Origin of the sequence: Roseateles sp. (assembly GCF_049240545.1) — a bacterium.
Classification (GTDB): Bacteria; Pseudomonadota; Gammaproteobacteria; order Burkholderiales; family Burkholderiaceae_C; genus Paucibacter_A.
Genome location: NZ_JBMLSK010000196.1, coordinates 17605 through 31051, shown reverse-complemented (window position 1 = coordinate 31051; position 13447 = coordinate 17605). Strand labels below are relative to the sequence as shown.

General features: G+C 62.9%; 13 protein-coding genes. 3 read left to right on the top strand and 10 right to left on the bottom strand.

Annotated elements, in window-relative coordinates:
* Window positions 1-41 precede the first annotated feature (41 nt).
* The 8 genes from ACOVRJ_RS12435 to def form a co-directional block, all read right to left on the bottom strand.
* Window positions 42-1343 (bottom strand): diguanylate cyclase domain-containing protein, encoded by a 1302-nt coding sequence (locus ACOVRJ_RS12435; RefSeq protein WP_422044161.1) that lies wholly within the window; start codon window positions 1341-1343, stop codon window positions 42-44.
* Between the two features lie 67 nt (window positions 1344-1410).
* Window positions 1411-2616, bottom strand: a complete 1206-nt coding sequence (locus ACOVRJ_RS12430) for a phosphoglycerate kinase (protein ID WP_422044160.1) — start codon at window positions 2614-2616, stop codon at window positions 1411-1413.
* Between the two features lie 107 nt (window positions 2617-2723).
* Entirely contained in the window at window positions 2724-3053 is a 330-nt protein-coding gene (locus tag ACOVRJ_RS12425; protein WP_422044159.1) for an AzlD domain-containing protein, read from the bottom strand.
* Window positions 3050-3778 carry an AzlC family ABC transporter permease gene (locus tag ACOVRJ_RS12420; RefSeq protein ID WP_422044158.1) on the bottom strand — a complete coding sequence of 243 codons (729 nt, stop codon included), beginning with the start codon at window positions 3776-3778 and terminating at the stop codon, window positions 3050-3052. The genes ACOVRJ_RS12425 and ACOVRJ_RS12420 overlap by 4 nt, the downstream gene beginning before the upstream one ends.
* Window positions 3779-3877: 99 nt before the next feature.
* A complete protein-coding gene (locus ACOVRJ_RS12415; protein WP_422044157.1) occupies window positions 3878-4627 on the bottom strand; it encodes a head GIN domain-containing protein in 750 nt (249 codons plus the stop codon).
* A gap of 177 nt (window positions 4628-4804) precedes the next feature.
* Window positions 4805-5167: a hypothetical protein gene (locus ACOVRJ_RS12410; protein WP_422044156.1), complete on the bottom strand. Its 363-nt coding sequence runs from the start codon at window positions 5165-5167 to the stop codon at window positions 4805-4807.
* Window positions 5168-5240: 73 nt separating this feature from the next.
* The gene (gene fmt, locus ACOVRJ_RS12405) at window positions 5241-6191 is read right to left on the bottom strand and encodes a methionyl-tRNA formyltransferase (protein ID WP_422044182.1); all 951 of its coding nucleotides are present in this window, start codon (window positions 6189-6191) and stop codon (window positions 5241-5243) included.
* A 44-nt stretch (window positions 6192-6235) separates the two neighbouring features.
* Window positions 6236-6754 (bottom strand): peptide deformylase, encoded by a 519-nt coding sequence (gene def / locus ACOVRJ_RS12400; RefSeq protein ID WP_422044155.1) that lies wholly within the window; start codon window positions 6752-6754, stop codon window positions 6236-6238.
* Between the two features lie 359 nt (window positions 6755-7113).
* On the opposite strand from def, the gene ACOVRJ_RS12395 reads away from it, so the two are divergent.
* From ACOVRJ_RS12395 to ACOVRJ_RS12385, 3 genes are all read left to right on the top strand, one after another.
* Window positions 7114-8232 (top strand): LysM peptidoglycan-binding domain-containing protein, encoded by a 1119-nt coding sequence (locus ACOVRJ_RS12395; protein WP_422044154.1) that lies wholly within the window; start codon window positions 7114-7116, stop codon window positions 8230-8232.
* A gap of 73 nt (window positions 8233-8305) precedes the next feature.
* Window positions 8306-9421, top strand: a complete 1116-nt coding sequence (gene dprA, locus ACOVRJ_RS12390) for a DNA-processing protein DprA (RefSeq protein ID WP_422044181.1) — start codon at window positions 8306-8308, stop codon at window positions 9419-9421.
* A gap of 84 nt (window positions 9422-9505) precedes the next feature.
* Window positions 9506-9958: a DUF494 family protein gene (locus tag ACOVRJ_RS12385; RefSeq protein ID WP_422044153.1), complete on the top strand. Its 453-nt coding sequence runs from the start codon at window positions 9506-9508 to the stop codon at window positions 9956-9958.
* A gap of 70 nt (window positions 9959-10028) precedes the next feature.
* Here ACOVRJ_RS12385 and ACOVRJ_RS12380 read toward each other — a convergent pair whose 3' ends face one another.
* Together ACOVRJ_RS12380 and secF are read right to left on the bottom strand one after the other, a co-directional pair.
* Window positions 10029-12365 carry a DUF1631 family protein gene (locus tag ACOVRJ_RS12380; RefSeq protein ID WP_422044152.1) on the bottom strand — a complete coding sequence of 779 codons (2337 nt, stop codon included), beginning with the start codon at window positions 12363-12365 and terminating at the stop codon, window positions 10029-10031.
* Window positions 12366-12409: 44 nt separating this feature from the next.
* Window positions 12410-13444 carry a protein translocase subunit SecF gene (gene secF, locus ACOVRJ_RS12375; protein WP_422044151.1) on the bottom strand — a complete coding sequence of 345 codons (1035 nt, stop codon included), beginning with the start codon at window positions 13442-13444 and terminating at the stop codon, window positions 12410-12412.
* Between the last annotated feature and the right edge of the window lie 3 nt (window positions 13445-13447).

Sequence of the window (13447 nt, the reverse complement as noted above, 5' to 3'; positions counted from 1 at the left end):
TGGTCTCGCTTCGAGTGCTAACGCTCCGCGCCGCCTTCAGCCTAGGCCAGCACCACGCGGTTGCGCCCATCACGCTTGGCTTTGTACATGGCCTGATCGGCCGCCCGCATGGCAGCCTCGACCCCGGCTTCGCCATCGCTGTGGCGGCGAGCCTGCGCCACCCCAAAGCTGGCACTCACCTTCAAGCCGCTTGGCCAACTTTGCTCGGCCAGCAATTTGCGCAAGCGTTCGGCCACCTCAAAGGCTTCTTCGGCCGTGGTCAGGGGCATCAGCAGCACGAACTCTTCGCCACCCCAGCGGGCCAACAAATCCTCGCGCTGGATATGGGTCTTCAGACACTGCGCAAACTGCCTGAGTACCTCGTCACCCGCATCGTGACCCAGGCTGTCGTTGATGAACTTGAAGTGATCGATGTCAGTGAAGACCACCGCCAAAGGAAACATCAACTCCTCTTGCGCCCGCATCAGCAGGCGCAGGTCATGCTGAAGACCCAAACGGTTGGACACCCCCGTCAAGGCGTCATGGTGCGCTTTGGCTTCATATTCTCCCGAGATCGCTTGCAGCCTGGCATTGGCCTGCTTCAACTCACGCTTGCCGCGCAAAGCTTGGTTGAGCTTGCGACGCGAGCGTCGCCAGTCCCAAAACAGGAAGGCCCCCATGCTGAACACCCAGACCGCAATGATGGCCAGGCGAAACTGCGCCGGCGCGATCCACACGCCGACGAACTCGGCCGCCTCCAGCTCAATCTTGTGCAAACCCGGCTGCACCGTACCGGGGGTGGTCAGGGTCAGGTAAACCGTGCGATCCAACTGGGGCCCGAGCAAATGAACCGGCAGCGGGTGGTTTTGCACCCACCACGAAGCCACCATGAATTGTTCAAGCCGGAACTCGACCGGCAGATCCTGCGCCGCCGGGTCATAAACCACCTCATGCGGCTTGAGATCCGCCTCCTTGCCCGAACCCGCATAAGCGGGATCGTAGTGGCGCAGGAACACCCGGACATATTGCTTGGGCTCCGGGCCGCTGGCGCGAATCCACAAGCGCACGCTGTCGAACTGGGTCAGATCCAAGCCCTGCTCCAGTTCCGCCAACTGAATCTGCATCGCGCAGAACGGCCATTCGTAGCCGGGCTGGATATCGCAGTGCAAGATCCAGCCCGAGCCGCTGCGCTCCACCCTCCCCACACTATTGCCGCCCTCCGCGCGATCATTGACGGCTGCCACCCAGTCCTCCCGGTGCGTCAAGCTGTCAATGCGCAGCGTGCGCTGCATCCAGTTCGCGTTGGCATACAGCGCCAGCAAGGTGGACAAAAGCAAGAGCAACAAGAGTCGACGAAGGATCATGAGGCTCTTGGCGAGAAGGTCCGTGAAGACTTAGGAGGAGGGGCTGCCTTCCAATCTTGGGCTGAACTCAGTCGCCCTGAGCGTCCTGCGCGCGGCGGCTCAGGATCTCAAAAGCCGGCAAGGTCTTGCCCTCAAGGATCTCCAGGAAGGCGCCGCCGCCGGTGGAGATATAGCCCACATCTTTCTCGATGCCGTACTTGGCAATCGCCGCCAGGGTGTCGCCGCCGCCGGCGATGCTGAAGGCGCTGGACGCCGCGATGGCGCGAGCAATCGTCTCGGTGCCATGCGCAAAAGCGTCGAACTCGAACACACCGACCGGGCCGTTCCAGACGATGGTGCCGGCGGCCTTGAGCTGCTCAGCCAGCAGGGCTGCGGTCTTGGGGCCGATGTCCAGGATCAGGTCGTCTTCGGCCACATCGGCGGCATCCTTGACCGTGGCTTCGGCATCAGCCGCAAAGCGCTGGGCCACCACCACGTCCACAGGAATCGGCACGGCCGCGCCGCGCGCCTTCATGGCGTCGATGACGGCTTGCGCCTCGGCCACCAGATCGGGTTCGGCCAGCGACTTGCCGATCTTCAAACCGGCGGCCAGCATGAAGGTATTGGCAATGCCGCCACCGACGATCAGGCCGTCGACCTTCTCGGACAAGGCCTTCAGAATGGTCAGCTTGGTCGAGACCTTGGAGCCGGCGACGATGGCCACCAGCGGGCGCTTCGGTGCGCTCAGGGCCTTGCTGATGGCATCGATCTCAGCGGCCAGCAGCGGGCCGGCGCTGGCGATCTTGGCGAACTGGGCAATGCCATAAGTCGTGCCTTCGGCGCGGTGGGCGGTGCCGAAGGCGTCGTTGACGAAGATGTCGCACAGCGCCGCCATCTTCTTGGCCAGCTCTTCGTTGTTCTTCTTTTCGCCCTTGTTGACGCGGCAGTTCTCCAGCAGCACCAACTCGCCCGGCTTCACCTCAACGCCGTCGACCCAGTTGGCGACCAGCTTGACCTCGCGGCCCATCAGCTCGCCCATGCGCTTGGCCACCGGGGCCAGCGAGTCTTCGGGCTTGAATTCACCTTCGGTGGGGCGGCCCAGATGCGAGGTCACCATCACGGCAGCGCCTGCTTTCAAGGCTTGCTCAATGCAGGGGATGGAGGCGCGGATGCGGGTGTCTTCGGTGATCTGGCCGGCATCGTCTTGCGGCACGTTGAGATCAGCGCGGATGAAAACGCGTTGGCCGGCAACTTTGCCCTGGGCGATCAAGTCGGTGAAACGAATAACGTTCATGGGGATCAGCAATCAAGAGTTGGAAATTGGGGGCAGCCCAGTCCAAAGCTCGGCTGCAATGACCGCTAGCTTACCAAGGCCCGCAGGCCATCATGGCAACAAGCCGGTTACCAGCCCAGGCCGATGCGCAGGCTGAGCATGACCACGGTGCCGCAGATGATGGTGCCCAGAATGCCGCGCTTCCAGAAGAAGTAGGCGGTGCCCACCGCCACAGCATAGAGCCGGGCGTCCTTCCAGGTGTCGATCAAATGGCCTTGGCTCATCACGATCTCCGGGGCGATCACCGCGGCCAGGGCGGCCAGCGGCGCATAGCGCAAGCCTTGTTTGGCCCAGCCGGGCATCGGCAGTTCTTGCTTGGGGATCATGAAAAAGCCGCGGGTGATCACGGTGATCAAGCCCATGCCGACAATGCCCAGTGCGATTTCCCAATCACTCATGGCTTGGCCTCCTCGCGTTCGGGCAGCCAATGCTCCATCAACAAGCCCGCCGCCACCGCCGCTGCAATCGCGACCAAGATATTCAGGCGCAAGGGCAAGCCGTAGGCCGCCACCGCCGCGCAGCAAGCCACGCCGCCGGACACCCAAGCGTTGCGGTCTTTCAGCAAGGACAGGGCCAAGCCCAGCAGCGCCAGCACACCGGCAAAACCCAGGCCCCATTCGGTCGGCACCCGGTCGGCCGCAAAGATGCCGATGATGGCCGGCACCTGCCAAGAAATCCAGGTCCAGCTGGCACCGCCCCAGAAGTAAGGCAGTTGATCGGAGGCCTGCTGTTTGGGTTCTGGAAAACGCCGCATGAAGGCGACGTAGTTCAGATCCGCCGCAAAATAGCCGACGCTCAGGCGCTGCAGCAGTGGCAGGTGGCCGAAGTACATGCGCCATTGCACGCTGAAAATCACAAAGCGCAGATTGACGCAAAAAGCCGTGGCCCACAGCACCCACATCGGCGCGCCACTGGCCAGCAAGGGCAAGGCGGCCAACTGCGAGCTACCGGCAAAAACAACCAAACTCATCAGCAAGGCCAGCGGCACCGACAGGCCGCTCTTGACCATGGCCACGCCGGTCACCAGGCCCCAGGCCGAGATGCCCAGGCCAATACCCATCATTTCCCGGGCGGAATTCTTGAATTCGGGGTGGCGCCAAGTCGCGGCGATAGAACTGCTCATCCGGCGATTGTCGCCGCGTGGCGCGACAAGACTCGTGGCGCTCACGCCTCAATGTCGAGCCCAAGGGCGTACTGCGCCCTTGGGCTCGCAACAAGCGTCTCAGTTCAACTTGGTGATATGGCCGTGGCCGGCGATTGAGCTGCTGACCTGGGGCGAGCCCAAGTAGGCGATATCGCCGGAGCCCGCGATCGAGATCTTCAAGGTCTTGACCGCATGAACCGTGGCGTTGCCACTGCCGGCAATGCTGGCCCGGACCTCATCGGCCTGCAACTCGCGGGCATGCACATCGCCAGAGCCCGCCACCGACAGGCTCAGGCTGCCGGTCCGGCCACGCGCCTTGACATCGCCGCTGCCGCTGACTTGCAGGCCCAGGCGGTCGCTGGTCATGTCCACCAAATCCACATCACCCGAACCGGCAATGCTGATGTCCACCGAGGGCGTCTTCATCGCCTCAACCCGGATATCGCCGGAGCCTGCGACCGCAATCTTGCGCAGTTGCGCCACCTCCAGCGTGATCTGTGGCGGGGTCCTGCTGGACAGGTTGTAGCCCTTCTTCGGCGCGATCTCCAAGGTGCGTCCCTTGCTGCTCTCGACAACACGGGTTTCGATCAAAGGCAAGAGGTTTTTATCGGCCTTCACCTCCAATGAGGTGCCAGCGCCCTGACGCACCACGACCTTGAAGGAGCCCGCCAAGCTGATCCCATCGAAAGCGCCCAGATCCCGAACTTCGGTGCCGATTTCGCCCGAACCCTTGACCCGCTCAGACAGCCCCCAGTTCCAGGCTTGCGCCGAGACGGCAAGAGAGAGGCCGCCAATCAAAGCCAGGGCAGCGATGCGTCGATTCAACATGATGGGTTTCTCCGGTCGGTCACTTGTTTGCGAGTGCCGCCATCATCTCGGCAAACCCTGCACTCAGCTCATGCCGAGCGACGGTCTGCAACACGGGAGGGCTAGAAAGCAAAAAAGCCACGGCGAATCGTCACCGTGGCTTGGATTTTCAAGAAAGTCGCGAAGTGCTGATGCCGATCAGCGGGAGGCGGCCTTGGGCTTGGAGGCTTCTTCCTCTTCCTCGTCGGTCTTCGGCTTGGCAACCGGCGTACGAGGCACCACCGGCGCCACGCCTTCGATCTTGTTCTCCCGCATGTACTCGTCCATCTCCTTCCAGCCATTGAAGACGGCGGACTTCTGGGCCTTGGGGTTCAGCACATAGCAGTCCTCGATGGCACGCAGAGCATGTCGGCACGCGCTGCCAACGGCCTTGCCCTCGGCCTCTTTCGCGGCCGCAACCTTGGCAGGGTCCTCAATGCCCAGCTGCTCGCAGCCGCTCAGCAGCGCCAAAAGCGCCAGCAGCAGCGGCAAGGCCAAGACACGATCAGAAGTCTTCTTCATGCGGGTGATATCGGCTTGAGTCCCGAGGTCTTGAGCGCATGCCGCAAGGCTCAGCTCGCTGGACAAAGACAAGTCAAGAACCAAAGCGCGCGCCTTGAGCGATGGGCCGCGCCTGCACAAAGGCCGCAGCCGGCAGGCGCTTACCACCAGCGCGCTGCAACTCGGTCAAGAGCAAGGCCCGCTCGCCGCAGGCCACCAGCACGCCGGACTCATCGGCCCGCAAAACCTGGCCTGGCTCCCCCGCGCCCTCTGCGAGCACACCATGCCAGCACTTGATGACTTCGCCCTCAAGGCTGCTCACGCCGCCGGGAAAAGGATCAAAAGCCAGCAGCCGTCGGGCAATCTGCGCGGCATCTTGCCGCCAATCAATCTGCGCCTCGGCCTTCTCAATCTTGTGCGCGTAACAAATGCCTTCAGCGGGCTGCGGCGTCGCGACCAAGTCGCCGCTGGAAGCGAGCTCCAGCGCCTTCACAATCAGCCGCCCACCCATGGCAGCCAACTGGTCATGCAGGCGTGCCGTCGTGTCCTGCGGCGCGATCGCCATGCGTTCCAGCAGCAACATATCGCCGGTGTCCAGGCCGGCATCCATTTGCATGATGGTGATGCCGGTTTCCGCATCGCCCGCCTCGATCGCACGATGGATGGGCGCAGCACCGCGCCACCTTGGCAGCAATGAGGCATGAATGTTCAGGCAGCCCAGGCGCGGCAGATCCAACACCCATTGAGGCAGGATCAGCCCGTAGGCGGCGACCACCATGACGTCGGCACGCGCATCGAGCAAGGCCTGTCGGGCCGCTGCAGCATCGTCCGGGTACTTGCCGTCCAGCCGCAGGCTTTGCGGCTGAGCCACCGCAATGCCATGCTGCAAGGCCAATTGCTTGACCGGCGAGGCTTGCAGCTTCATGCCGCGTCCGGCCGGACGGTCCGGCTGGCTCAGCACCAGCGGCACCGTGTACCCGGCTTGCAGCAAAGCGGCCAATGCGGAGGCCGCGAACTCGGGAGTGCCGGCAAAAACGACGCGCAAGGATTCAGTCATGGATTCCCTCAAGCAAGACCTGCCCCCGCGCCTCAGCGCTTGCGGCCCTCTTCTTCGCGGTTCTTCTTGACCATCTTGGTCTTGATGCGATCGCGCTTGAGCGGGCTCAGGTACTCGACAAACACCTTGCCCATCAAATGATCCATCTCATGCTGAACGCAAACGGACAACAAGCCCTCCGCATCGAACTCGTAAGTCTTGCCTTCACGATCCAGCGCCCGCACGGTCACGCGGCTGTGACGCGGCACCTTGTCATAAATCTGCGGCACCGAAAGGCAGCCCTCTTCCCCTTCGGTGAACTCGGCGCTGGTCTTGATCAGTTCCGGGTTGATCAGGACGCGCGGCGTATCCCGATCTTCCGAAGTGTCGATCACGACCACGCGCTCATGCACGTCGACTTGGCTGGCCGCCAAACCCACGCCTTCTGCGGCGTACATGGTTTCGAGCATGTCATCGACCAGTTGGCGGATGCGGTCATCCACCTGCACCACAGGCTTGGCCACGGTGTGAAGACGGGGGTCGGGGTATCGAAGAATATTCAGTTTCGCCATGGCTCTCGCGTTGTGGACTCGGCACAACGCCCGTTTGTAAGTGCTTGCAAGAGGGGTGAAAGCCCCGGTTATGTTCGTTGCGACACCCTGTTTTTGGGGGCAGAATCGTCGCGACCTCGCGGGATTTTCGCCGAAGTGGTGAAACCCGGTCGGACGCAGCCCAAAGCGGGCGCTTTTTTATCAATGCCCCCGCCCGGTTGTCGTTGACCGAGCGATCCAATTTGACCCAGCAGGCCGCGTCACGCGGCACTAGAGAGTGCTCGATGCCTTTTCGTGATTGCCCAAAGAATCAGTCCCTGCGTCCTGTCTTGGCTCGGCGCCTTCCCGCCATACTTTCGACACTGCCGCTTGCCCTGACGATGCTGAGCTTGCCGAGTCAGGCGCAGCCGGGCCAATTCCCCATCACCGAGCAACAGCGCGCCACGGCCAGCCAAGTCGCCCAAGCCGGCGTGCCTTTGAGTGAGTTGGCACCCAATGCCCCCGAGTCCTACACCGTCAAGCGTGGCGATACCTTGTGGGACATCTCCAAGCTGTTTCTTAAGAGCCCCTGGCGCTGGCCCGAGCTGTGGGGCATGAATCGGGAGCAGATTGCCAATCCACACCTGATTTATCCCGGCCAGATGTTGGTGCTGGTCAAGGTCGATGGACGCGCGCAATTGCAGTTGGCAAGACCTGTGGGCGGCGCGGAGTCGGTCGCAGGCGAGGACGGCAAGTTGTCCCCGCGCATCCGGGTCTCGCCCACCGACGAGGGCGGCATTTCGGCCATTCCGCTGAACCTGATCGAGCCCTTTTTGAACGACGCGGTGGTCTTTGATACCGATGAACTGGCGCGCGCGCCTCGCATCGTCGCCACGCCAGAAGGCCATGTCTTGCTGACGCGAGGCGATCTGGCCTATGCCCGCGGCGACTTTGCTCGCACGGTGGACTACCGGGTATTCCGCAACACCCGGCCCTTGATCGACCCCAGCACCCGCGAGATCCTGGGCTATGAGGCGCCCTATTTGGGGACGGCCGAACTGATTCGCGCCGGAGACAACCCCGTCAGACCCGATGGCAAGACCGAGATCGTGCCCGCCACCATTCGCATCAAGACGGTGCGGCAAGAAATCGGTGTGGGTGACCGTCTCTCGCCAACACCGCCTCGCAGCTTCTCCCGCTACGTGCCGCACGCCCCTGCGGCGCCGATCTCGGGTCAAATCATCTCGATCTATGGCGAAGGCCTGAATGCCGGCCAGAACCAGATCGTGGCCTTGAACCGCGGCAAGCAAGACGGCATGGAACGCGGTCATGTGCTGGCACTCTGGCAGCAAGGCCGCCGCGTGGTCGACCGCACCAGCGAACAACGTGAAGAGTTGAAACTGCCCGACGAGCGGCACGGCGTGCTGTTTGTCTTCCAAGTCTATGCCCGCGTGTCCTACGCCCTGATCATCTCGGTCAAGGAGCCCGTCAGGGCTGGAGATCGCTTCTCCCAGCCCTGAACAGCGGGACGGGGGCCGATCAGACGCGGCGCACAGATCCGTCCATAGTCCCTGCACAAGGCGGTGACGCATGCTGACTCCCGATGAACTGGCCGCCTGGCTGCGCTTGTTGGAGACCCCGGGGATTGGGCTGGAGAGTGCTCGGCGCCTGCTGAGCCACTTCGGCTCCCCTCAAGCGGTATGGGAGTCAGGGGCCGGATCTTGGCAAGAGCTGCTGAGTCCCAAGCAATGCGCGGCGCTGCGCCAAGCTCCGCCAGGGTTCGACGCGCAGTTGGAGGCAACTCAGGCCTGGCTGGCGGCAGACACCAGGCATCAAGTGCTCGTTCTGGGCGATGCCGACTACCCCCAGGCCTTGCTCGAAACAGCCGACCCGCCCTTGCTGCTCTATCTTGATGGGCGGCGCGAGTTGCTGGGCCAAGCCCATTTGGCGGTTGTTGGCAGCCGCAGTCCGTCCGCGCAAGGCCGCGACAACGCCCGAAACTTCAGTCAGGCGCTCAGCGAGGCCGGGCTTTGCGTGGTTTCGGGCTTGGCTCTGGGCGTCGATGGCGCCGCACACATGGGGGCGCTGCAGGGCAGCAGCAGCACCATCGCGGTGGTCGGCACCGGTTTAGACCAAATCTACCCCAGCCGGCATCTGAAGCTGGGGCAACAGATCGCTGAAGAAGGCTTGCTCATCAGCGAGTATGCATTGGGGACCCCGCCGCTGGCGCCCAACTTCCCGCGCCGCAATCGCATCATTGCCGGACTGTCGATGGGCTGCTTGGTCGTGGAGGCAGCACTGCAATCCGGTTCCCTGATCACCGCGCGCCTGGCCAGCGAAGCCGGCCGGGAAGTTTTTGCCATTCCCGGATCTATTCACTCCCCGCTCAGCCATGGCTGCCACGCCCTGATTCGCCAAGGCGCCAAGCTGGTCGAGAACATTCAGGATGTGTTGGACGAGTTGCCCCAGCTGTGCGCAAACGGTCGAGCGCAGCCCACTGCTTCAGCGCAGACCTCCGGTTCAAGTCGCCCCGCTGAGCAGACGCATTTGCTCACGTTGATGGGCTTTGATCCTATCTCGCTGGACAGCTTGCAACAACGCGGCGGCTGGCCGGTGGCCGAGCTGAATGCCCTGTTGCTGGAACTCGAATTGGATGGTGCGGTGGCCCGCCTGGCGGGGCAACTTTTCCAACGCCGGGGCGCGGCCTGAATCACGCCCAGAGCGAGCCTTCAAGCCCCTGGCCAGGGGCTTGTTTGGGGCTTCAGCGCGAAGGGCCTGGGTTATCATGAGCCCATGTTTGACGTGCTGGTCTATCTTTACGAAACCTATTGGCGTCCGGACGCCTGCCCGGATCACGCCCAGCTGACCCGCAAGTTGTCGGCCGTAGGATTCGAGCGCGACGAGATTCAAGAGGCCCTCTCGTGGCTGGATGGACTCGCCGCTGGCGCCGGGGCCTTCCATGGGGCTCAAGGCAGCCTGAGCGTGCGCGTTTATTCAAACAGCGAGCTTGAGCATCTGGGCGAGCCTTCGGTGGGCTTCATCAGTTTCCTGGAGTCAGCGGGGGTGCTACCGCCTCCGATGCGCGAAATGGTGATCGACCGCGCCATGGCCATCCCGGGTGCGCCGATGGACTTGGAAGACCTGAAGATCATCGTGCTGATGGTGTTCTGGAGCCTGGGCGAAGAGCCCGACGCGCTGATTCTTGACGAACTCTTCGTGGCACCGGAAGACCGGCTGATTCACTGAGCCTACAAACCGGGGCTGCACCGCACTGGCGCGGACACCGAGCCCTGGTCAAAGCCCGGCCAGAGCCGATTCAGCTCAAGAGCCGCCCTGGATCCACATCCAACTTGGCCAGCGCATTGCGCGTGGCCTTCACCGTCAAGGACTCGTCTTGCGCGGGCAGCAGTAGGCCCGCTTGCAAGAACGCCGCCATGCGTTTGAGCGGGAACAAGACCCCGCGACCCGAGGCGGTCACGAACAAAGCCATCTGCCGACGGGTGCCGCGCCAAGCCAGTTGCATGGCCTCATTGCGATTGCGGTAGTCCAACATATACCAGCCGCCCACTTGCAACTCGCGCGCCCAAGCCAGCATGGCGGGCGTGGGATCCGCACCACCTTCGCCCACCACCTCCAGACCATCGACCTCATGGCCCGAGAGGTCGCGCACCAAGGTTTCGTCGATCTCGACCTCGCCATCTGGCAGCATGGTTTCCAGAGTCTCGAGTTGATCCATCAACTCATCCAGGCGCTCACGCGGGATCTCGGCGCTCTTGGCGGTAAAGGCCGCAGCCAAGGCATTGTTCAGAATGCGGATCTGCTCATCTTGCTTTTCGGCCGCCAAACCCGCGTGTCCCATGCCGTCGCGCAAGGTTTTCAGCAGCGGAGGCAAGCGCCGGATCACTTCGGCACGCTCTTCGCGCGTGACCTTGGCGCTGGCCGACCAAATCAGGTCTGCCGCGGCACGCTTCATCTGGCGGGTCGCCTCAGACTGGGCGCCATCGCGCACCGCAGCCACGGCCAGCACATCGGCCCAGACGTGAAACAGAAACTCGCGCACGCCATCTTGGACCGGCACGGCATTGAGCATCTTGCGCAATTCGATCGTGTACTGAATTGCCAGCGTCTCGCGCTGCTCGACCTGCTGGGCCAGAGAAACGCCCAGGCGGCTGGCCTGATTCTCATGCTCGAAGTAGTTGTCGAGAAACTTGGCAAACTCGGTCAAGACGGTCTGAAAGACGCGCCGACCGGTGTCCGGATAGGCCTCAACCACCTGCACCACCCGCTTGATTTCGCGCTCCAGCGGGTCACCGCTTCCTGCGCTCGCACCGGCATTGCTGCCGGCGCTGAAACCCATCACGCAAGAACCCATGCGGTCGATCAACTGCCGGGCGGGGTGGTCGGTGGCGGCGAAGAAGTCCGGCTCGCTCACCGCAACTCGCAAGACCGGCATCTGCAGGCGCGCAAACCACACCCGCACCGAAGCCGGAATGCGCTCTTCCATCAAGATGCTCTGGAACATCATCGCCACCAACTCGATGGAGGCGCGCTCGGCGGGCGTATCGGCGGCTTGTTTGAGCGCCTGTTTGAAGGCTTGATTACGCGCCCGCAGATCTTCCAGAACCTGGGGCGCGGCCATCTCGCCCGCCACGGCAGTTTGCGTGGGCGCACGCTGCATCGTCTCTTGAGCCTGCTTGATCGCCGTGGTCAGGCGCAGGCCGGTCGGCCGGGCATTTGCGGCCCCCATCAAACCGGTTGCCGCCTTGGTGGCGTCCATCCGCGTCGCCGCGAAGGAGGGCACCTGGGCGCCGACGATTTTTTGCAGCAAATGCAAGACCTCTTCAGCCTGGCTGCTGACCGGGCTGCGGGCGGCGTTGGGCGAGCCACTGGGCAAACCCGACAAACCGGAGGAGGCTCGAATCTGCCCAGGGGCTCGGCCGGGGACTTCGCTGCCATCGCTGGCGGCGACCGCCCCTCCCCCCCCATGGCCCGAGCGGCGGATGAAGGGGCGAAGATCCACCTCAGGCATCACGGCCTGGGCCACCAGCCAGCGGTTCACCTCGTGATAGGCCTCACCCAGAATCTGCGCGAACTCATCGTGCAATTCATTGCGCAGCATCTGCCATTCGGACGGCCCCAGCCCGCTGCGGGTCCAGGCATCCAGCACCAGCTTGGCCACCACATTGGCGCGCAGCAAATCGTGCGGGGGGAGATCATCCTGCTGCTCCAACTGCTGCAGCCGGGTGCGCAGATCGGTGAACTCCCAGGTGGCTTTGTCCATCATGGCCAAGGCCAGACGCGAGGCCGTGATTTCACGCTCGATGATGTCGTCATCCACCAAGGCCATCATCTTGCTATCGGCCGACTCGAGCGATGCCGCCGCCCCGGAGCCATGGCTGTCGACGATGCCGTAAACGGCCGCATGCCGCAGGCCGCTGATGACACCGGCCTGCCAAGCCGGCCCATGCCGATGCCAGGACTGCACGCCGTCGCGACGTGCCACCATCACCGCATATTCACTCGGCTGCAAAAGCAGCTTGTCCGCCGCCTCGTTGATCGCTTGCCCGAGGCCGACCATGCCCTGCACCAACGCTTCGACATAGATGCGTCGAGCTTGTGAGGCCAAGGCCTGCTTGCGAGCGTCTGCGGTCATGGGATCAACAGGTCCTGCGCGATGGTGATTCGGTCTTGGAGACTCTACACCAGGGCTCCGGCGTTCGGATCGTCCGGATCACCCTTGTTGACCGGGGCAGCCACCAGATCTTCACGCTTGACCCCCAACCACATGGCAATGGCCGCCGCCACGAAGACCGAGGAGTAAATGCCGAAGCAGATGCCGATGGTCAGTGCCACGGCGAAGTAATGCAGTGTCGGTCCGCCAAAAATCAACATGGACAAGACCATCAACTGCGTGCTGCCGTGGGTGATGAAGGTCCGGCTCATTGTGGACGTGATGGCGTGGTCGATCACCTCATGGGTGTTGAGTTTGCGGTACTTGCGGAAGGCTTCGCGCACCCGGTCAAAAATCACCACCGACTCGTTCACCGAATAGCCCAGCACCGCCAAGATCGCTGCCAACACCGCCAGCGAGAACTCCCACTGGAAGAAGGCGAAGAAGCCCAGGATGATGACCACGTCGTGCAAGTTGGCGATGATGCCGGCGACGGCAAACTTCCACTCGAAGCGGAAGGCCAGATAAATCATGATGCCGATCACCGTGGCCAGCAAGGCCTTGGCGGCGTCTAGGGCCAACTCGGCGCCCACGGCAGGGCCCACTACTTCGCTGCGCGAAAGCTTGATCGGCTCAAGGCCTGCGGTCGTCATGCACACCTGCTTGCTGATCGCCTCGCCCTTGTCACTGACGATTTGACGCTGGCTGATGCTGCCACTTTCGGCCTTGCACAAAGCGTCGAACACCAGGTCGACCTGCTCGGTCTGCTTGATATCGGGGAGCAGCGGCAGGCGGATCATCACATCCCGGGTGCTGCCAAAGTTCTGAACCTGAACTTCACCGAAACCGAGTTTCTCCACCAGTTGGCGGGTCTTCTCGACTTCGGCCGCCTGAGCGTACTCGGCCTCAATGACCGTTCCACCCTTGAACTCGATAGAGAAATGCAGGCCACGGGTGACCAAAAAGAACACGGCAGCGGCGAAAGTGACAAAGGAGATGACGTTGAAGATCAACGCATGCTTCATCAGCGGGAGGTCCCGCTTGATACGGAAGAGTTCCATGTT